Below are 20134 nucleotides of genomic sequence, written 5' to 3' on the forward strand. Positions count from 1 at the left end.
GCCCTTGCATCGTGCGGGGGGAGGGTTTTTCTCAGGGAGTGATGCCATGCCTGTCCAGTTCTATTACAACCTCTACATCATTCTCTTTGCCGCCTGGCGCCGTCGCTATCTGCTGGTTATCCCGGTACTAGTGATGCCGCTGGTGGGCGTGACGGTCGGTCTGCTCACCCCCAAGGAGTATGAGAGCCGCACCACCTTTATGGTGCCGCAAGATGCCAACCAGACCCCGACCCTCAAGGATCTGATCACTCAGGAGAGTCTCAAGGATCGCTTTGCGGTGCTCGAAGCCCTGCTGCGCAGCCGTTATGTGCTGGACGGGGTGGCGCGGGATCGTGGCCTGGTCAATGACGAGACCCCGCCAGCTCAGCGCGATGCCATCATGGACTGGCTCTCGAGTGCCGTCTCGCTGCGGCTGATTGGCGATGAGGTGATCGAGATAAAGGTCAAGGCGGATTCGGCGGCCAACAGCGCCGGTTTGCTCGAAGCCATTTCGCGGCGCTTTTTCTTCAACCTGCTCAGCAAGGGGCGCCAGTCGGCGGAATCGTCCGAACGTTTCCTGCAAAGCCAGCTCGACAGCCGCCGCAGCGAACTGCAAGCGGCCGAGCAGCTGCTCGCCGATTTTAAACGGGAGCATGCCAGCGCCTTGCCCCAGCAGCAGAGTACCAACGTCGCCCGTCTCTATGGCTTGCAGGAGCGTTATGCCGAGAGCCTGATCACCCTGCAGCAGGCCAAGGCACGGGTCGATCAGCTATCGCTAGGGCAAGAGAGCCAGCTGGCCCGCCAACTGGATGAGAAGCTGCAACTGATGCGCACCGAGCTGGTGTTGCTGCGAGCCCGCTACAGCGACGAGCACAGCAAGGTGCAGAGTCTGCGCTATCAGATTGACCAGTTGCAGCAGGAGTTTGAGCAGCTCAAATCCCAACCGGATATGGCGCGCGGGCCCGAGTGGCAACTGGCCCAGACGCAGTTGACGGAGGCGGAGCAAAACGCCGCCGGCCTGAAGAGCCAGCTGGATGGGCTGGACAAGGTGGTCGACTCCCAGGGGGATACCGAGCGCCAGCTCGCCGAGCTGGAGCGGGATCTGGCGGTCAAGCGCACCCTCTATCAGGATTTGCTGCTGCGCTACGAGAAGGCCAAGGTGACCGGCGATCTGGGCAACTTCGAGCAGGGGGAGCGGATCAAGGTGATCGACAAACCCTTTGCCCCCAGCAAGCCGAGCAACTACCCGCTCTGGCTGTTCCTGCTGGCGGGTATGGTTGGCGGGCTGGGGCTCGGCTGCGGTCTGGCGCTGGTGGCCGAACTGGCGGATGCCAGCCTGCGCCGCTCCGATCAACTGGCCGCCCTGGTCAAGGCGCCGGTGCTAAGCCGCATTCCCTACTGCGAGCCAGTGCCGGACTATCCATCCAATAGTGATCATGCGCTGGATGGGCAGGTGTTGCCCTTGTCACCAGAGCCGGGTTGATTGCCGTAAAACTGGCTGACAGCCGGAACCGGAATATGTCTGATTAGGCCTCGTAATGAGGCCTTTTTTATATCGTGAAGATGGTGGAGTAAACATCGCGGCAAGCCGATAAAAGAGGAGATAGGCTGCATTTTCTATTTCCGTTTGTTGACTGTGGTCATACCCAGTGTTAAAAGTGGAGCCAGCTCAATGCTATTGATAATAGGCTTATGAATCAGGTGCTGGTTGGTAATACAGTGATTTTAATATTATCTATTGGTTGTTATGACGAGTGGTATGGCGGAGTTAGATGGAAGGCGTTAATAACATATTAATCGTGTGGTCCATATAATTACTTTTAGGTTTAAAGGAGAGGATATGGACCAAAATATGGTCGTGTTACATTCACATTGGTTAAATGCTGATGCTATAAAAGTCGTAATTAGTGCCGATATTCCTGTCGATGGGATATTTCCAAGTGAATTACAAACACTCTCTCAGTTTGGTTCTGCATTTCGTCGGATTTCAGTTTTTTATTCATTGTTATACGTTGTTGTGGAAGGCTATCGGGAGAAGGGCTTTTCTAATGATAAAATAGATTTGCTATTAGAAAGAACCGACTTTATAGATGCTTTACGACTTTTTAGAAATGCTACATTTCACTACCAAAAAGAGCCAATACCTGAAAAGTTATTGAAATTTCTAGAAGCCAAAAATAGTGAAAGTTGGATTCAAGATCTTCACATTTCTTTTCGAGAGTTTTTTGAAAATAAATTGCCGATACAGGGCGCAATCGAGAAACTGAATGCCTAACAAACGCTCAAGAGATACTATCAGCGTAGGGCGTTTCCACTCCCTTAGGTGAGCATTATATGTAAGAGAACTATGGAAAAATTATCTACAAAATTAAGCAAGATAGATCAACTAGAAACATGGAAGGATCATATCCAAGGATTCACTAGATCTGAAGTGGCTCAAGCATATGAAGAAGCTAAGCCATTATGGGTTAATAGGATGCTCTCTGAGCACAAGCTCTATCTACACCCTGACGTTATTAATCAGCTTGAAAAGCAGTGCTGGGTTCCTAATGATTTACAGAAAAGAATGATATGGGCTAGCCTTATTGGTTCTGATGAGAGTTTCAGCAGTAAAAAGAGGATGTACAAGATAAAAGATAGTCTCATAAAAAAATATGGACGGGATTGGTGGGAAGATGTTTATTCTCGGCTAAAACATGTTTATGCAGCTAAAGAAAGAATAAAGAAAATTCATTCTGGTCCGGCGGTGTCAACCTTCATTAGCCAAACATTTCTTGGTGCAGAGATCGCAAATGATGAGCGGCTAAGAGCTCTTAAAATGATCCCGAGAATATGAAATCTATAACAGGTGAAAGTCACATGGCTCGTAGGTTACGATTACACTTAGATAGTCGAATGTACGGCCCTAGGAGGAAAATTGGAAGCTGATTTTCGAGAGATAAGAGTAGGAAAAGAAAAGGCAGAGAAATACGTAATCCAAATTTGGAAGGAGCTTAACCTACCTAAGATTAACAAAAAGTATCTATATAGTGAGATAATCATCAATCAGAAATCAGCTGATGCATTTATTATCGATTTGAAGGGGGAGATAGACTGTGTTAGGAAAAATGGCAAGGCAAATGTTCTGCAACAAATGCTAGATCAGAATGATAGATTTCTAAGTTCGCCAATATCTATCTCAATAATGGGAGATGATACAGGAGTGCAGTTTGATCTTGGTTCCAAGTACGCAAGTTACTCCGAAAATGTAAAATTTCCTGGAGGAATTGAGTCACCAGAGACCTCTTTTGCTGATGATATTACGCATTATCGAAAGGAAGCATATAAAGCAATTTTATCTGACGATTTTTCAAGTTTAACGAGGGCTTACCGTTCATACCTACAATGTGCAGTATCTTTAGTTGATTGCTTTCTGCACAAATACACATTTCACGTGAATGAATTGGTTTCTAATTCAAAAGAGTTCATAAATCTGGTGACACTAAATTCCCAAGCACCTCTTGAGGATAGGCTTGATGCTTGGGTTACAACATTCGCAGCCCATAAACATAAAGAATTCAAATCATCGAAGTATCGCTCTAAATTTATTGAGTTAAAAAGCAAGCGGAATGGGATAGTTCATCCAACACATCCTATGTATAGTTATAATCTTAAAGATATGGTGAAATTCCTAAATTATGCCCCTGATGCAATTGGTGGCCTATTGGGACAATTACGTGGCTTCGCAGAAACAACTGACAAAATTGGTTTCATTCAGCAGATGAAATCAGAGCCACTTATACAACTAAGGTCACGAGTTTAAAATTAATTTAAGAGAGGCTCCCAACGCTCGCCTTTAGATTTAAGAAGCAATGGTTTATATAAAGTGGTTGCGTTGCGAACCCTTTAATACTGCCTTAAGTGTTTAAGGCGAGTGTATATATTTGAAAGAGTTTTTTAATTAAGAGGATTTAAGCAGCGCCATTATTCAAATACGTGAGCTCTCGGGCCATTAGTAAACAATGTTGGATATTTCAGGCTATAGCTGCTGCAAAAAATCAGGGAGCCATAGCTCCCTAATCGCGACACACGGGGTGATAAATCAGCCGATGGCGGGTGCCAGTTGCCCGTTGGCGGGCTGCGGACGTCCTTGAGTTCGGCGTTGATAGCGCCAGGCCAGCAGTAGCGGCATACCGAGCAGCAACTGGGCGGCCAGCGGGATCTCCTCGATGGGGGCGGCCAGTGCACCTTCCGGAATAATGCCCCCTTCAATTTCGGCTGCCAGTTTGAGCTCCAGCGCATTGCCAAAGTCGGCAAAGGTGGTGGCATTGATCACAAACGCATCCTGACCGCCCGCCACGTTCTCCACATACCACTCTTGCAGCACCCCATCGGCATAGTCCTGACCTATGGTGATGCCGTTGATGGTATCGATGCCTGAGGCGAGCAGTTGATCCCGCACGGTAGAGGTATCCAGCCCGTTGTTCTGGATACCGTCACCCGACACATCCATCACTTGGCGGGCGGCGGTGTAGTTGTTGGTATCAAACTGCTGGGCACCAAAGGCCATGGCCGAACCGGGGGCCGTCATCCCCGCATAGGGGCGCACCAGGGCATCCAGGGTGGCGGCGAAGTTGTTGATGGAGGTCATGTCGTAGAGGTGGAACCAGTCAGTCATCACGCTCTGCTGGGTCGAGCCGCTCCACATCACCATCTGTACCGCAATGGACCCCAGCTTGTCGCCACTGGTGTCGAGGATGGCGCTCTGTACATCCTGACTGTAAAAGGCGTCCACATAGCCCTGTAACTGCAAATTGAATTCCGATGAACTGACGCTGCCCGACACATCCATCAGCAGTTGCAGTTCGGTATCGACTTCGGTCAAGGCGTATGCGGGGGAGGTTACCAACAACATCCCCAGCAGCCCTGCCAACGGTTTGAGTTTCATTGCCCACTCCTTCTCCTTGGCGCTAGTGCCAGCAGGGGGAATGAATAAAGCGTGCCAGCTTTGTTGCATCCTCTGACTTGGCTTGGTCCGGGTGAGGCCGGGCAGGCATGGAACTTGCGAGAACTTGCGACAGAGGTCAAAAGCGCTGATAACCGGCAGGAGTTGCGATGGAGATCCGTCCCTGGCAGTGGGCACCCAACTGGCTGCTACTTGGTTTGGCCAATCAGTGGGGCATGGTGTGGCTCAATATGGGCCACTTCAACCTGCTGGTGGTGTTGCTGATTGCTATCTGGTGGCAAATTGCATCGCGGGTTGCACCGAGCTGGCGCCCGCATCCACTGGCGCTCGCTCTGTTTATCCTGCTGATCCTGATCCCCAGCGCCAGTTGCAAGGCGCTGGCCTGTCTGCTGTTGGTAGCCTCGCTATGGCGCCGTCATCAGAGTGGCGATGAGCGGGCGGTGTTGCAGATTGTGCTCGCCTTTACCGTGGCGGTGTTGTGGGGGCAGCAGGTGTTTGCCCTGCTCTCTGGCCCTGTGCTGGCGCTCGATGCCTGGGGGGTGGGCCAGTGGTTGCAACTGCTTGGCTGGGAGACTCGCCTTGATGGCAATCGCATCGAGCGGTTGGGGGGCCATGCGCTGATCGTGCTCAAGGGGTGCTCCTCGTTTTCTCAACTCTATCTGGTGGTGCTCTCCTGGCTGGTCTCCTGCTGCTGGCTGGCGCCTGAGCGCCCCCTCTACCGGCAGTGGCCCATGTTGCTGCTGGTTTGCCTGCTCTATATCGGGGCCAATCAGCTGCGGTTGGTGCTGATGAGCCTGGATCTGCGCTGGTATGGCTGGCTGCATACCGGCTCGCTGGCCCAGCTCTACCAGTGGGCCATTATGTTGCTGGTGATGACCATCCTCTTTATCCGGGGGCGCCGTGATGCGTCTGTCTAAGGGATATCTGCTGCTGTTGCTGGTGGCGCTGCTCAGTGCTGCAGCCATGGGCTGGCGTTATCAGAACCGGGCAGTTAACGAGGGGGCCAAGCCCATGCTGATGGAGCTGGTCCAGTTGGGATGGCGCTTGCGGGTGGCTACGCCGGTATTGGGCGGCACCTATGTCAGCTATCAGCTGGCCCATCCCCGCTGTGACGGCCTGCTGCAGGCCATGCTGGTGGCGCCGGATCGGGAGGCGATGTCAGTGACGCTGGCGGGTGAAGGGATGAGTCAGGGGGTGATGTTTTTAGGCGAGTTGCACCAGAGCCCGCCGCTGCTCTCGTACCGTCTTACCCAGGGTTGGCGCAAATTGTGGGGGCTGACCCCTTATCCCCTCTATCGGGTGGCCTTGCCGACCACCTGCCTCGGCCTTATTGCGCCGCCGCTGGGGTGACTGACCCCGGTTCACCGTTTGGCAGAATGCGGATCAGCAAGGTATTGGGGGCCAGCATGGGGTCATAGCGGGGCTCCAGTTCAATGGCGCGAGCTCCCAGCAAGCGGGTGAGAGCGGTCAGGCGCACGCTCGCCATCCGCGCACTCTCCAGCATGTCGGTTTGCAGCCCTGGGCCGCTTACCAGCGCAATCCGGGCCGGATCCTTGCGTCCTAAAAACTGATGCAGCAGCTGCTCCTGATCCGCTGGCAGTTGTGTCTCCGCTTGCTGGTACTGCAGTTGCAGCTGGGGCTGTTCGGCCATTTGTTGTTCCCGCAACTGGTTGAGGATTGGCAGGGTCTCATTGACCGGCTCCTGACGGGCGCAACCGGTGAGGATCAGCAGCGGCAGCATCAGGGGCAACAGGCGGCACAGGGCGCTGTCTTTGGCTGTGGAGCGGGGAGTCTGGTTGGCCATACGCAGTCACTTCAGGAGGATGAGTTGGCACCAGTTTGCAATGTTTTCAATCCCTTGGCCAGTTGTTCAATCTCGCGGCGCCACTGGATCCAGGCGGCAGAGGGCAGTTGCTCTGCCACCTGCCAGCGGGTCGGCAGCTGATCCCGCAGGCGCTCCAGCAGCAGGGCGGCATCCACCTGATAGCGGGCCTCCTGCTCCAGCCAGGCGAGCCAGCGCAGATCCTCGATGGCTTGCTGCAACAGTAACAGATCGTGAGAGAGGCGGTGCGCCTCGCAGGCTTGCGGGCCGAGCAGCATAAAGTCGCTCTCCCGCCCGTCGGTGGGGTCATAAGGCAGGGCGGTGGGCATGCGGCCATGCCACTGCAAATAGCCCTCGGCGCCGCTTTGCCACAGATAGAACCCGGCGGCTCTCGGGGTGCCCAGATTGTAAAACCAGGGGGTGACCTTGTGCCGGCGTACCCGCGCCACATCGGCCTTGTCGGCGCCAAAACCTGCGTTGATCAGGGCAATCTCCACCTCTGCCAACAGACCAACCTGACCCGGGTGGTTGAAGTGGCCCGCACGGATCACCGCCGGATCCCGCCGTTTCATCTCCCGCGCCAGGCTGGTAATGGCGGGCAGGGTGGCAAGATCGGGCTCATCAAACAGGCTCCATGCCAGCGTGGGCAAGCCGCTGGCGGTCAGTGCCTGTTGCCGCGCTTGCCACTGTTCGAGCTGGCTGGCAGGGTCGTTCCCCCAGCGTTTGAGCGGGGTATAGGCCAGCAGGGGCTGCACAAAGCCGAGCCCGGCCGCTTCTCCCATGATCTCCCGCATCCCCGCTTCATCCTGTGGCAGGGCGGGCGAGAGGCCGCTGATCCCGAGCTTGGCGAGCCGCTGCAGATCGCAGCGACTGGCCGCGGCGATCTGCTCTTTTAGCGCCTCGGGATTGGGGCTCAGCCAATTCAGATAGGGGGGCGCTTCGACATAGATGCCGACCGGCTTGTTGGCCGCGGGCAGGGTCAGCGGCAGCACCTCGATAGTCAGTGGCAACTGCACCAGTTGCTGTTGGCTGAGCAGCTGAATATTGCCCAGATAGTGACCGGCAGGCGCATCGCGTGGGACGGTGATCTGCAGTACCAGACGCCGAGGTACCCCTGCCAGCAGGGTGAGCCCGGCGATCCCCTCGACCAGCTCCTGATCCGAGGGGGCCAGCAGGGTGCCGCTCGCCTGCGGGCGAACCAGATGCCACTTGCCGTAATAGGGGGTCAGCGCCAGCGGCGATCCTGCCTGCTCGGGGGGCTGGATCACCAGCAAGGGGGCCGGATCGTCGGTGGCGGCGTGGATGGCAAACTCCAGCAACAGCTGGCTGCCACGGGCGGCCAGCACCGGTTGTGAAGCCTGCTTCAACGCATCGGCCGCAGATAGCGGGGCGATCTGCAGGGTTGGGGCGGCATCCGTAATCGGCGTGAGGCTCAGTTGCTGCGAAGCAGGGGTTGGGGAATAGGGGGCCAGAGTCCACTTTTCCAAAAACAGCTGGCGCTGCTTGGTCAGCACGATGGCGGTAGCGTCGGCCAATACGGCGAGATCTTTTCCACTATTCGGGAGAGCCTCTTTGCTGGTGGGGGCCGGATAGGGGGCAAGCAGCAGCCCTGCCAGGTATTTGGCATCCGGTGAGTGGCCCACCAATGTGATAGTGAGCGGGCCGCCGGGGTGGTTCAGGGTGACATGAACGGGGCCGCCCTGTCGTGCCCCGAACAACTGCCAGGGATCCGGGTTTGGCAGTGCCTCGCGAGATTGTCCCGCCAGATAGCGCTGCGTTAGCCATGCCTGCGGTTGCCACTGCTCGGCCCAGATGGGCTCGCCATTGACCAGTACGCTGCGCTCGAAGGGGTGGGGCAGGAACTCCCACTCGCCGGGGTCATCCAGCCAGAGGGTGAGCTGGTAGCGTCCTTTGGCTAGATCCAGTCGTACTCCGTCGAGATTGCGCAGCCCATCGCGCACCAGGGCATCGCCGGAGGGGCGCAAGATGGGGGTGGAGTGGCCAATCAGCCGGGGATCCCCCGGGCTCAGGGCCTCAAAGCCGGTAAAGCGGGGCGCAGCCGCCGCCCCCAGATCCAGCGCAATGGTGCCCTCAGGCAGAGTCAGACCGGGCTCCCAGTACCAGCGGTAAATGGTCATTGAGGGGGCGTTATCGGCCATAAAGAGATAGAGCTTGGTGAGTTTGTCCAGCGCCAGCGCTCTGGGCTGGCTGGTGCGCCACTCGCTCAAGGCAAAGCGCTGGGTGAAGGGGCCGGGGGCGACAATCCGCTCCAGATTGACCCGGCTGCGGTAGTTGACCGAGGCCTCATCGTCGATACGCAGGATCAGGGTTTGCGGGCGGGCGCTGGGGTTATGGCCCTCGATCACCAGTTCATCATCGCTGCCTATTGGCCAGTTGTGGGTGCTCAGATCGAGCCGCTGGGGTGTCTGGTTGCCTGTCAGGGGCAGCGGGATCTGCCCCTCCAGCCGGGTGGCGGCCATTGCTGCATGGCAGCATAGCAGGATAACCAGCCAGAGCCCTCTGCTCATCCGGCCAGCTCCTTCAACCAGTTGTTCAGCTCGGCAGCCTTGTGATCCCAGCTTTGCTGGGCCACCTGCTGTTGGCGAGTGTGGCGCCCTTCGCTGCGGGTGAGCCCCTCCCAGCCACTCTCCTGAAACCAGCCCGGATTGGATTGATCAAAGGCGGCCCGGTTGATGGCCTGGGCCAGGCTCTCCCCATCGTGGGGGAGCTGGATCTGATCCCGATAGCCATCGAGGGCCGGAAAATCGGTGCTGACGATGGGTCGCCCTGCGGCCAGATATTCGCGCAATTTCAATGGATTGCAGGCACGGATCTGGGCGTTGTCGACAAAGGGCAGCAGGCTCACCTGCCAGTGCTGGGCATAGGCTGCCAGTGTGTGATGGGGACGGGGCCCCAACAGATGGATATTGGGGAGCCCCTTGAGGGGGGAGATATCGGTCTGGACCGGGCCAATCAGCACCAGATCCCAGTGGGGCAGGGCGGTCGCCGTCTCTGCCAGCAGGGGGATATCAATCCAGTCGCTCAGGCTGCCGTAAAATCCGGCAATGGGGCGGCCGGAGGGAAGATCCGCCGGCCGCTCTCTGGGGGCATAAACAGTTCGAGATCCACGCCGTGGCTGAGCAGCCGGGTTTTATGGGGGAAAGCGGCTGGCCAGCGCGGGGCTGGCGGCCAGAATGAGATCCGCTTTTTCCACCAGTCTGGCCTCGCAGTGGGCGATGGCTTGATGATCCACCCCCGCCAGCGCCGAGAAGTCATCGCCGCAGTAGTAGATCACCGCCCGCTCTTCGAGCTTGCCAATCAGATCGACGGCGCTGGGCAGGGAGATCCAGAGCAAGGGGCGATCCAGCTCGGGCAGCTGACGCCGGATCTGCGCCGCCAGCCAGTGGCCATTGATCTTGCCCGCCAGACGACTGCCCGGCAGTGGCAAGGCGAGCGGCGGCAGAACCCGGGGGCTGCTGGTTTCGGATGGCGCAACCGACTGGCCGCCAGCATGGCGCGCGCCGCGCAACACGGCCCCCAGTTTGCGGACGATACGGGTGAGATCATGAAGGGTAAAGCGGGGACAGCGCATGCCGATGGAGTTGACCCAAAGCACTTGATAATCGGGCAACAGACGCTTGATCAGGTGTTGGGTGCTGGAGGGGTGCTGGCCCCAATCCTCGCCCAGCACCACCAGTTGCGGCAGTGAGTGTGGGTTCATGCAAAGGTCTCCGAAGCGTGTGCGGGGTCGCTGTGATCCTGTGGTTGCAAGGGGCGCAGTACTGTGGCCGGTACACCCGCTGCCAGCACACCTGCGGGCAGATCCCGGGTGACGACGCTGCCGGCGGCGACAATGGTGCCCGCGCCTATGGTGACACCGGCCATCACCATCACCCCGGTGCCGAGCCAGACATCCTGCTCCAGCACAATGGCCCCCACCTGTTCATCGCGATCCGGTTTACCAAGAGCGCGGTCGCGGGCATTGACCGGGTGCCCCGGGTAGCCCGCCAGAAAGGCACGCCCTGCAATCCGGACGTTATCCCCCAGCACTATCTTGCTGCCCACCGCCAGGGTGGTCTGCCAGCCAATGCCGACATTGCGGCCAATCACTAGCCTTGGCGTCTGGTTCGATGCCCGGCCGCTGATGGTCATGGCGGCGCTGAGGCGGCAGTCGGCACCAATTTCGATGGTGACCGGGCCGCTGATATAGGGGATGCCGCCATAGAGAAAGAGGCGCGGGGCGGGGGCCGTGAGGCGAGATTGAAACAAGGGGGTCCACCAAAGGGTGCGGGTCAGGGTTGCCAGCGCGTTGCTACCCAGCAGATAGAGCCGATAAAGCAGCCGATGCAGGGGTGGGATCACGGGGAATGACCAGTGGCGGGCACTTTTGGCCAGTCGCCATACCCGGCGAGCCAGTGGCGTCTCTCCCTGTTTGGCCCAGCTTTTCATCCGGTGCAGGTTGATGGTGTTCATGGCGACCTCTCCCTCTGGTGCAGTCCGTTGCTCGCTATGCAGAAAGCAGGGATCGGGCCAACAGGACGACCCCAGCTGGATCGGGCCAAATGGGGCTAAGAGGTGGTGCAGATTGCGCCGGTCGGTGCAATTTGCAGCCAGCGTTGTGCAAAACGCAAATGCCAGTCTCATTCTGGGCTTGTTCAGGCCGGTTAAGCCGCACAGAGGGGCTATCGCTTCAGGGCGGGAGTGAGTGGCGTGGGCTTTGCATTAGCGGTAGCTGACCCGGAGCAGGATGCTTCGGGTGGCTGGGAGGCCCTATGAAACTTGGTGTGAACCAGATTGCCATGCTCTATTACGCCGGCGGCTTGCTCCTGATGAAGGGGATCTCCCTGCTGATGCTGCCGGTGTTGACCCATCAGCTGCTGCCTCGTGAATACGGCCAGCTGGAGGTGCTGCTGACCCTCATCAATCTGGGGTCCCTGATCCTTGGCTTCGGGCTGGTGGATGCCCTCTACCGCTTTGCCGGATTGGCGAAAGATGAGCAGGAGCGCCAGCAGGTGGTGGCCCGCATGTTTGGGCTGGTCTGGCTGATCGCCCTGGCCAGTCTGGTGCTGCTCTGGCTCTTGGCACCTCTGGTGCAAGCCTGGCTGCCGGTGGAAACCCGCCTTGCGGATGTGCGCTGGGTGCTCTGCGCCCTGCCGTTTGAAGGGGTGATCGGCGTGCCGCTGGCATGGCTGCGGATGCGCAATCAGGCCCGGCTCTTTTTCGTGGCGACCGCAGGCAAGGCGGTGATCCAGTCGGTGCTGACTGGCTGGTGGCTCTGGCTCGGCTGGGGCGTGAGCGGGGTGCTGGCCTCCGGCACCCTGACCTGCGTTGCACTGGCGTTGCTGCTGAGCCTCTGGCAGTGGCGAGATAGCGGGATCCGCTTTGACTGGCAGCACTATCGGCCGCTGCTGCGCTATGGATTGCCCCTGGTGGTGAGCGGGCTGGCAGGTTTTGCCCTGAGCGGACTGGATCGCTGGCTGCTGGCCGATGTGGTGGGGGAGGCGCTGCTCGCCTACTACGCGGTGGCGGGCAAGCTCGCGCTGGCGGTGGGGTTGTTGCTGCAACCCTTTGCTCTCTGGTGGTATCCCCGCCGTTTCATGCTGCTGCGCGAGCCGGATGGACTGCGGCTCAATGCCCACTACAGCGTGATGGGGTCGGTGCTGGGGTTTGTCACCGCGGGGATTGTCGGGCTTACCGCCCCCTTGCTTATTCGCTGGTTGACCCCGGAGAGCTATCACGGGGCGATCGCCTATATTCCGCTGCTGGTGCTGGGCATGGCGGTGCGCAATGTTTCGGACTTGCTCAATGTCGGCTGCTTTAGCGGCGAGAAGAGCAATGCCCAGATGGTGATCAATCTGGGCTGCAGCGCCCTTGGGGTCGCAGGCTTTCTGCTCGCCATCCCCCCCTTCGGGGTTGCCGGGGTGATCTGGACCCTGCTGGTGGTCTATCTGGTACGGGCGCTCGCCTTTTATCTGGTGAGCCAGCGATTGCTGCCGCTGCCGTATCGCCTCTCGACCCTCTGGGCCAGTTCCCTCGGGGCGCTGGCGATGGTCTGGCTCGGCCAATGGTGGGCAGGATCATGGCTCGTTTAACGCCAGCCATCTGGGCAAGCGCCATCTGTCTGGTGCTGGCACTGCTCTGGTGGCGGCTGCCCCATCCCTTGCTGCTGCCGATGCTCGGCCTTGCCATTCCCGCCATCTGGTTTGCCCTGCGCTGGCCCTTCTTGATGGTGCTGGGGTTTGTCACCTTCTCTTTCTTTCGGCTGCATGAGGTGTTCCCCCAGCTCTATCCCCTCAAGATCCCGCTGCTCTTCTCGCTGGCCGCCATCGGCGCGCTGGTCTGGCACATTTTGCTGACCGGCCGGATCAAGCCCTACTGGAGTCCAGCCCTGAGCTGGCTGACGGCCTTCTTTGTGATGGTCTCCATCGGTGTGCTATTTGCCAGCAACCGGGGCGAGGCGATCGCCACCTGGACCGGCAGCTACAGCAAGATCTATCTGATGACCCTGGCCACCGCCTGGCTGGTGCGTACCCCGGGGGATTTTGCGTTGGCGGTGCGCACCTTCGTGGTAGCGGGCTGTCTGGTGGCGCTGGTGGCCCTCTACAACAAGGCGAGCGGGATCGGGCTGGTGGAGGGGACCCGGGTGACCATAGGGCGCGAGCTGGGCTCTGTGCTGGGGGATCCCAACGATCTGGCGCTGGTGCTGCTCTTTCCTGCCGGCTTTTCGCTGAGCTTGCTGCTCAATCAGGGCAATGGGGTGGGGGGCGTTTGCTGGGGGGCTTGGCTTTGCGCTGACTGCGGCCGCCATTATCGCCACCCAGAGCCGGGGTGGTCTGCTGGGTATCTGCGCCGTTGGTGGCCTGTTTGCCTGGCAGCGGGTGAAGTCGAAAACCCTGTTGATCTCGATGGGGATGGTCGCGCTGGTAGTGCTGTTTGCCGCTGCCGGGATTAGCGACCGGGCATCTGGCGGCGCCGCCGAGAGCGGGGTCGATGCCTCGGCCATGGGGCGGATCTACGCCTGGCAAGCGGCCTGGGGCATGGCGCTGGGCCATCCGCTGGTGGGGGTGGGCTTGTCCAATTTCTATTACAACTACTTCTTCTACAGCCCCCATTGGGATGGGCTCAATCATGCGGTGCACTCCACCTGGTTCGGGGTGCTGGCTGAAACCGGCTTTGTCGGGTTGGCGCTGTTTATCGGCATGGTGACGGTGACCCTGCGCAGTGGCTGGCGTTGCCAGCTTGCTGGCATGCCTCCTGCAGTGATCACGGCAATGCAGGGGGTGATGGCCAGCATGGTGGGGTTTGTGATTTCGGGATCCTTCCTGACCCAGGGCTTTACCTGGCCCATCTATCTGGAGTTGGCGCTGGCCGTCGCCGCCATCAAGTACGTGCAGCAGGCGGCCACAGAGGTGAAGGCCACCGCTGAGGAGCATCAGGAGGCAACCCGGTTGCCGGCAGTGCCACCAAAGGGAGCAAGAGGATGAACGCAACCCCTGTTTTGCTGGTTCACTACGGAGAGGACTGGATCCGCGGCAGCGAACGCTGCCTGCTGGATCTGCTGGCCCACCTCGATCGCAGCCGCATTACGCCGTTGCTCTGGTGCAATAGCCCGACGCTGGCGGCAGAGGCGGCCATCCTCGGGGTAGAAACCATGGTTGAACCGTTCAGCCTGCTGCTGGGATGGCAGGCGCCCCGCTTTGATCTTGCTGTCCATCGGCGCCTCTCCCGGCGAGCCAAAGAGCTCATCACCGAGCGGCAGATTGGGCTGGTGCATGCCAACAGCGCGGCCCCTTGTCAGTGGCTGGTGGGTGTCTGTCGGGCGTTGCAGGTACCGCTGGTGTGCCACCTTCATGCCAGTTACCAGCCCAGAGACAGATTCAGCCTGCGGGTTCATCAGGCAAGCGTGCTGATCGGGGTGAGCGAGCCGGTGTTGACCGGTTGGCGCCAGGATGGCTGCACGGCCGATCGGTTGATCCGGGTTCCCAACGGGGTGGATGCCGCTCGTCTGAATGGCGGTGCTCACTGGCCGGTCGTCGGCATGCTGGGCTTGCCCCCGGGGGATATGATCATCGCAACCGTCGGCTCATTGATCAAACGAAAGGGGATTGATCTGCTGATCCGCTCGCTGGCTGCCCTTATGGCATCGGGGGAGGAGGCCCAGTTGCTGATCATTGGCAGCGGTCCGGAGCGGGAAGCATTGATGGCGTTGGCTGTCGAGCTCGGGGTGGCCGAGCGTGTCCACTTTCTTGGCGAGCGGCCGGACAGTGCCGCTATCTTGCGAGGCGGGGTGGATCTGCTGGTCTCCGGAGCCCGTGAGGAGGTGTTTGGTCTGACGTTGGCGGAGGCGGGCATGTTGGGGCTCCCGGTCAGTGCCTACCGAGTGGGCGGCATCCCCGAAGTGGTGGAAGAGGGGGTGACCGGTTTGCTGGCAATCCCGGGGGATTGGGCCGAGATGGCTGATCACTGGCGGCAATTGAGCAATCCGCAGCGCCGATGTGAAATGGGGCGGGCCGCTAAGTTGCGTGCCGCAGAGTTGTTCACGGTGGCGCGCTACGTTGACGGGGTCACGGCGGTGTGGGACGCCGCGCTGGCTGGTCGTTGGCACGCCACGGCCCCCACACCCTTCCGACCACTCATGCATTGGGCGGGGCAACGCCTCCTTGCCAGAGGTCGCAATATGCTGGCGAGTGGGATGGCAAGAGTGGCGCAAAGAGCGCAACTGGGGTTTGGCCGCCGCAAGGTGCCAGAGTAAGGGAGCAGCAAGATGAGCATGCAAACTGAGCCGGTGTTTGGAAAGATCATCGTCGTGGATCCCATCCCGTTTCGCGGTGGCTCCAAGGTTGCGACCGAAGTGCTGCTCGATGAGTTGGCCAAACGGATGCCCGGGCTCACATGCCATGTGCTGACCCAGGATCCCGACTCCTGGTCCCGTTGTCAGCATCATCCCCTTTGGCTGCCCCACATATTGAAGGGGCGGGAGTCCGGCATCGGTTATCTGCTCAAACAGGGGTGGCAGACCATGCTGATCCTCTGGCTGGTGTTGCGTCTGGGGGAGGTGAAGTGTCTGGTGGCGGCGTCCGGGCCTGGGGTGGATCTCTGCTGTTACTGGGCGGCCCGCTGGTTGCGGTGCCGGGTGGTTCAGCTGATCCATGGCCCTGTGGGGTGCTCGGGGCTCTCTGCCAGGGCCTTGCAACGGGCGAATTTTGTGTTTTATCTCGAATCAACTCGCAGCTCCCTGGCGGCATTGCTGGCCCGGCTTGGCGAGACCGAGTTCCCGTCACACTGGCAGCCATTTACCAACGGTTTGAGCGAGATTGATTGGCCCAAAGCGACCCTGGGGGGGCCTCGTATTTTGTGGGCGGCCTCGTTGCTGCGCTGGAAGGGACTGGAGACCATGCTGGCCGCCCATCAACTGATCCCTGACGCGCGCCCCGAGCTGATGGTGTGCTATCTGCAGCCCAAGGGCACGCTGCAACCCTGCAGCCAGCCTCAGCCACAGCTGCCAGACACGCACTGGTATGCCAACCCCGCCAATCTTGACGAGATCCGATCACAATGCGGCATTTTTGTCTCCACCAGTCATCAGGAGCCCTTTGGCCTCTCCATTCTGGAGGCCATGGCGGCAGGATTATGCGTGGTGATCCCGGCCGATGGCGCCTGGTGGGACCGACACCTTACGGATGACGTGAATTGCCGTAAATATCAGCCAAACGATCCCGGCGATCTGGCGCGGGTGCTGGCCAGCCTCAATGCCATGCCCGACGTGGTCAAGCGACTTGGCCATCATGCCCGCCTGCATGCCATGGTCCATTACAACGCGGCGGATACCTACCAAAGCACACTGGATCAGTGGGAAGGTATGTTGCGATGGGATGCGTTGAGCCTTGCCGTGCATGGTTAGCGCGCAGTGGTTCCCCACGGGGAGGATGGGGGTGTATGAGGGATTATGGGCAGACTGGTTGCGGGAGGCTGGGTGACTCCGCCACTCTGATGCAGTTACGGCCGGATGATTTGGCGGTGTAGAGCGCAGCATCAGCCAGTTTGACCAGTTCAGATGGCTGCCAGTGACTCGATGGTCTGAGGCAGGCAACACCCATGCTAACGGTCACCAGACCGGTGGCATTTTGTGCGTGTGGCTGCGCGAGTGCAAAAATCAGTCGCTGGATATGTTGGGCAATTTCATAGGCGGATTGACGCTCGACATGTGGCAACAGGATGACAAATTCCTCTCCGCCGTAGCGGGCCACCAACTCCCCCGAGCGGCGCCCGGATTGCGCCAGGGTATGGGCCAGCAATCGAAGGCACTCGTCACCGGCAACGTGGCCATAGAGGTCGTTGAACTGCTTGAAATGATCGATGTCGAGCATGATGAGCGCAATCGGCATCTCTGTCTGAATACAGTGCTCCCAGGCCTGGTTCAATGAGTTGTCGAACAGACGACGGTTGCCGATATTGGTGAGCCCGTCGGTATTGCTGAGCGCTTCCAGTTTCCGGTTCGCTTCCGCCAGCTCCTTGGTTCTGAGCTCGATAATGAGCTCCAGCTCATGTTGGCGCTCCTCCAGACTGGTCATCGGGTAAATTTCGCTTTCCCGAGCCGCACTGTAAGGGATGGAGATACTGCTGTGAGCAATTTTCCACGCCATGGCTTCGTGTCGAAAAATCAATACCAGTCTGGCGGTTCTGCGGGAGAGGATAGGTTCTGATTTCGGTAGATGGATATGGAAGAAGGCGGTGACAGCCACCACATCAGCGGCCAGATCTTGCAGGGTCACATCGAGTATTTCCAGGCGGATCCTGCCCGGGATCTGGGCAAAATCGCGGCGGGTTATCCGGATCCACTCATCCCTATCGGTAACCAGAACATCACTGCTGCCTGCAAAGCCGCTGAAATTGTCGCTAAACCGCGTGGTGAGCCGATCATCCCGTGATGAATACATCTCGATGTACTCATCAAACAGTGAGCGGATCAACTGTTCCCGTTCAGTGGTCATTGCGCTGGGCCCATGTGAAGTGGTCACGTTTTTCAAACGTTCGATTGAACTATAGTCAATTATGTCATTTTAATTGGCTATCTATCTTGATTTTTCTCGTTTTTTTGTTCAATTCCCGCACTTGGCAAGTGTCCGTAGGGCCAGCCAGAAACAAGGCTCCATGGCGTGGTTATCAGAGGCAGTCAGGGGGAGGTTTCTCTCTGCAACTGCGGCCGCTGCGGGCTGCATTTCACGAGGTGAGCAGGGCTGTCAACGAGTTCGAGTTCGATAAGGCAAGGTAGTTGCTGGAGCCACTGCTTGGCTGATGATTAACACCCTTATCGTTTGTCATGTTTATCGTCATCCCCGTTCATTTCTTTTTGCTGCAGTTGAACAAGAATAATTATCATCTATCTCGATGGAGATGGATATTTACGCTCTGGTTAATTAAGCGGGGTGACGTGAAGGTAAATAGTGTGAATGTGGGCGGTAACATCTGTAACCGGATGAGCGAATGCATCGCGAGTTAAATATGATCACTATGTTGCAGGCAGCCTTCCACCTTGCTTTTTCTCTCACCATTAATTTGAATGCAGATTCACGATGATGCGTAAACATATCCGTGAACGCGATATTTTACTCACCAGCATCCAAGACAATAAAGAGTGGGGAAGGTCATACTGATATGCATACCTCGGCGGCATCTTTTCACTAAGCGGTGTTAAACATCAGGGAGGCCAAGCGGGGTTGTGCTGTGTGGGCTAGCAGTAGAACGTGTCGCACTGAAGCGCAGGTAAAATGCAAACTGAAACCAAGCGACATGCAGGTAAATCTTGCCGTGCAGGCCGTGCTTGCTACCGGTGGCAGCTGGCCGTGAGAGCGTTCTGGTGTGGGGAGGCAAGTCAGGAGGTTGTCCCGTGGATGACTGTATGAAATATGCAATGGAATGAGTAAAGATATATTCAACGGATCATTTATTGGTGGGCATCAGTATTGTGAAATGAGCGGTATAGCCAAGATTTCAATCATGTTAATTTGGCTCACAGTGAAAGAGAGGATATTCGGTGATTAATTATTTAATATCCAATTAAGTTCATAAAATTTACGGTGTTGCTAAATATCCCTTAGGGGGTAATTAATTTCGTTTGTGATGTGGCTCGCTATGAAAATAGGGGTAAGCCGGTCGAAATTGATAGAGATCAATACTGCAGGGTGGGTGAGTCCTTAGCATTTCCGCTATTAAGCATTTATCAAACAAGTGCTCACTACGGGAATAAGTAGAATGGTCGAGGATAATTTTTTATCGGCTCATGGGATTAATCGCCGTGATTTTATGAAATTGTGTGCTGGGATGGCCGCAACCCTGGGATTAAGTCAGCATGCCGTCGCCAAGATGGCCACCGCGCTCACCAGCCCCGAACGGCCGCCGGTGATCTGGATTGGGGCGCAGGAGTGCACCGGTTGTACCGAATCGCTGCTGCGCGCCACCCACCCCACCATCGAGAACCTGATCCTCAATACCATTTCGCTGGAGTACCACGAGGTACTCTCGGCGGCCTTTGGTCATCAGGCTGAAGAGAACAAGCACAACGCCATCAAGCGTTATAAAGGCAAGTATGTGCTGGTGGTGGATGGCTCCATTCCGCTCAAGGATGGCGGGGTCTACTGCATGGTGGCCGGTGAACCCATCGTCGACCATATTCGCCGTGCCGCCAGTGATGCGGCTGCCGTCATCGCCATCGGCTCCTGCGCCGCCTGGGGCGGTGTGCCTGCCAGCGGTGGCAACCCGACCGGCGCTGTCAGTCTGGAAGAGGCCCTCGGCAACATCAGCACTCCCATCATCAATATCCCGGGCTGTCCGCCCAATCCCCACAACTTCCTCACCACGGTTGCCTACTACATCACCTACGGCAAGCTGCCGGCGCTGGATAGCAAGAAGCGTCCGCTGTTTGCCTATGAGCGGCTGATCCACGAGAACTGCGAGCGTCGTCCGCACTTCGACGCAGGGCGTTTTGCCAAGGAGTTTGGTGATGAGGGCCACCGTCAGGGCTGGTGTCTCTACCATCTGGGCTGCAAGGGGCCGGAGACCTACGGCAACTGCTCGACCCTGGAGTTCTGCGATGTGGGCGGCGGCATCTGGCCGGTCGGTATCGGTCACCCCTGTTATGGCTGCAACGAGCAGGGGGTCGGTTTTAGCAAGGGGATCTTCCAGCTCGCCAAGGTAGAGAACCCGACCCCGCGGGTGGATAAACCCGATGTGAAAATTCAGGAGGGGGGCTATACCTCGCCCACCGCGACTGGCCTTATCGGTGGCGCCCTCGGGGTGCTGGTAGGGGTGAGTCTGATGACGGTGCGTGAACTCGGTCGCCAGCAGAAGCGCCACGAAGCCGGGCAGCACCCATCACGGGAGGAGTAACC

General features: G+C 58.2%; 19 protein-coding genes. 12 read left to right on the forward strand and 7 right to left on the reverse strand.

The window, feature by feature from the left end; genetic code table 11:
- The first annotated feature begins 46 nt into the window (after positions 1-46).
- The 4 genes from WBR25_RS09105 (at position 47) to WBR25_RS09120 (ending at position 3781) form a co-directional block, all read left to right on the forward strand.
- On the forward strand, positions 47-1462 hold the full coding sequence (locus WBR25_RS09105; RefSeq protein ID WP_371154217.1) for a GumC family protein: 1416 nt from the start codon (positions 47-49) through the stop codon (positions 1460-1462).
- A gap of 357 nt (positions 1463-1819) precedes the next feature.
- Positions 1820-2254: a hypothetical protein gene (locus WBR25_RS09110; protein WP_479749707.1), complete on the forward strand. Its 435-nt coding sequence runs from the start codon at positions 1820-1822 to the stop codon at positions 2252-2254.
- A 72-nt stretch (positions 2255-2326) separates the two neighbouring features.
- Positions 2327-2815, forward strand: a complete 489-nt coding sequence (locus WBR25_RS09115; RefSeq protein ID WP_021230254.1) for a hypothetical protein — start codon at positions 2327-2329, stop codon at positions 2813-2815.
- Positions 2816-2896: 81 nt separating this feature from the next.
- On the forward strand, positions 2897-3781 hold the full coding sequence (locus WBR25_RS09120) for a hypothetical protein (protein WP_479749708.1): 885 nt from the start codon (positions 2897-2899) through the stop codon (positions 3779-3781).
- 279 nt (positions 3782-4060) lie between these two features.
- Here WBR25_RS09120 and WBR25_RS09125 read toward each other — a convergent pair whose 3' ends face one another.
- Entirely contained in the window at positions 4061-4906 is an 846-nt protein-coding gene (locus WBR25_RS09125; protein WP_120414146.1) for a DUF1194 domain-containing protein, read from the reverse strand.
- Between the two features lie 167 nt (positions 4907-5073).
- Between WBR25_RS09125 and WBR25_RS09130 the strand changes: the two genes are divergently transcribed.
- Complete coding sequence (locus tag WBR25_RS09130; protein WP_123172955.1) at positions 5074-5841, forward strand: hypothetical protein; 768 nt, start codon at positions 5074-5076, stop codon at positions 5839-5841.
- The gene (locus WBR25_RS09135; protein ID WP_323924286.1) at positions 5828-6274 is read left to right on the forward strand and encodes a hypothetical protein; all 447 of its coding nucleotides are present in this window, start codon (positions 5828-5830) and stop codon (positions 6272-6274) included. The genes WBR25_RS09130 and WBR25_RS09135 overlap by 14 nt, the downstream gene beginning before the upstream one ends.
- Here WBR25_RS09135 and WBR25_RS09140 read toward each other — a convergent pair.
- The 5 genes from WBR25_RS09140 to WBR25_RS09160 all read right to left on the reverse strand — a co-directional run bounded on the left by WBR25_RS09140 (position 6252) and on the right by WBR25_RS09160 (position 11219).
- Positions 6252-6728 (reverse strand): hypothetical protein, encoded by a 477-nt coding sequence (locus WBR25_RS09140; RefSeq protein WP_479749709.1) that lies wholly within the window; start codon positions 6726-6728, stop codon positions 6252-6254. The two genes, WBR25_RS09135 and WBR25_RS09140, sit on opposite strands and share 23 nt — an antisense overlap.
- 11 nt (positions 6729-6739) lie before the next feature.
- Positions 6740-9274 carry a hypothetical protein gene (locus WBR25_RS09145; protein WP_479749710.1) on the reverse strand — a complete coding sequence of 845 codons (2535 nt, stop codon included), beginning with the start codon at positions 9272-9274 and terminating at the stop codon, positions 6740-6742.
- On the reverse strand, positions 9271-9813 hold the full coding sequence (locus WBR25_RS09150) for a glycosyltransferase (RefSeq protein ID WP_479749898.1): 543 nt from the start codon (positions 9811-9813) through the stop codon (positions 9271-9273). The genes WBR25_RS09145 and WBR25_RS09150 overlap by 4 nt, the downstream gene beginning before the upstream one ends.
- 84 nt (positions 9814-9897) lie before the next feature.
- On the reverse strand, positions 9898-10467 hold the full coding sequence (locus tag WBR25_RS09155; RefSeq protein WP_479749711.1) for a glycosyltransferase family protein: 570 nt from the start codon (positions 10465-10467) through the stop codon (positions 9898-9900).
- Positions 10464-11219, reverse strand: a complete 756-nt coding sequence (locus WBR25_RS09160; RefSeq protein ID WP_479749712.1) for an acyltransferase — start codon at positions 11217-11219, stop codon at positions 10464-10466. The genes WBR25_RS09155 and WBR25_RS09160 overlap by 4 nt, the downstream gene beginning before the upstream one ends.
- Before the next feature lie 299 nt (positions 11220-11518).
- Here WBR25_RS09160 and WBR25_RS09165 point away from each other — a divergent pair, with 299 nt between their 5' ends.
- Genes WBR25_RS09165 through WBR25_RS09185 form a run of 5 tightly spaced genes read left to right on the forward strand, consistent with a single transcriptional unit; the run spans position 11519 to position 16647 of the window.
- Positions 11519-12838 (forward strand): lipopolysaccharide biosynthesis protein, encoded by a 1320-nt coding sequence (locus WBR25_RS09165; protein WP_479749713.1) that lies wholly within the window; start codon positions 11519-11521, stop codon positions 12836-12838.
- A complete protein-coding gene (locus WBR25_RS09170; RefSeq protein ID WP_479749714.1) occupies positions 12826-13698 on the forward strand; it encodes a hypothetical protein in 873 nt (290 codons plus the stop codon). The genes WBR25_RS09165 and WBR25_RS09170 overlap by 13 nt, the downstream gene beginning before the upstream one ends.
- Positions 13589-14230 (forward strand): O-antigen ligase family protein, encoded by a 642-nt coding sequence (locus tag WBR25_RS09175; RefSeq protein WP_479749899.1) that lies wholly within the window; start codon positions 13589-13591, stop codon positions 14228-14230. The genes WBR25_RS09170 and WBR25_RS09175 overlap by 110 nt, the downstream gene beginning before the upstream one ends.
- Entirely contained in the window at positions 14227-15498 is a 1272-nt protein-coding gene (locus tag WBR25_RS09180) for a glycosyltransferase family 4 protein (protein ID WP_479749715.1), read from the forward strand. The genes WBR25_RS09175 and WBR25_RS09180 overlap by 4 nt, the downstream gene beginning before the upstream one ends.
- 12 nt (positions 15499-15510) lie before the next feature.
- Positions 15511-16647 carry a glycosyltransferase family 4 protein gene (locus tag WBR25_RS09185; RefSeq protein WP_479749716.1) on the forward strand — a complete coding sequence of 379 codons (1137 nt, stop codon included), beginning with the start codon at positions 15511-15513 and terminating at the stop codon, positions 16645-16647.
- Positions 16648-16690: 43 nt separating this feature from the next.
- On the opposite strand, the gene WBR25_RS09190 is transcribed toward WBR25_RS09185, so the two are convergent.
- Positions 16691-17764 carry a GGDEF domain-containing protein gene (locus WBR25_RS09190; RefSeq protein WP_440018253.1) on the reverse strand — a complete coding sequence of 358 codons (1074 nt, stop codon included), beginning with the start codon at positions 17762-17764 and terminating at the stop codon, positions 16691-16693.
- Between the two features lie 1234 nt (positions 17765-18998).
- Between WBR25_RS09190 and hybO the strand changes: the two genes are divergently transcribed.
- Positions 18999-20132: a hydrogenase 2 small subunit gene (gene hybO / locus WBR25_RS09195; RefSeq protein ID WP_005360163.1), complete on the forward strand. Its 1134-nt coding sequence runs from the start codon at positions 18999-19001 to the stop codon at positions 20130-20132.
- Positions 20133-20134: the final 2 nt, after the last annotated feature.

The sequence above is a fragment of the Aeromonas sp. MTB genome, assembly GCF_056632455.1.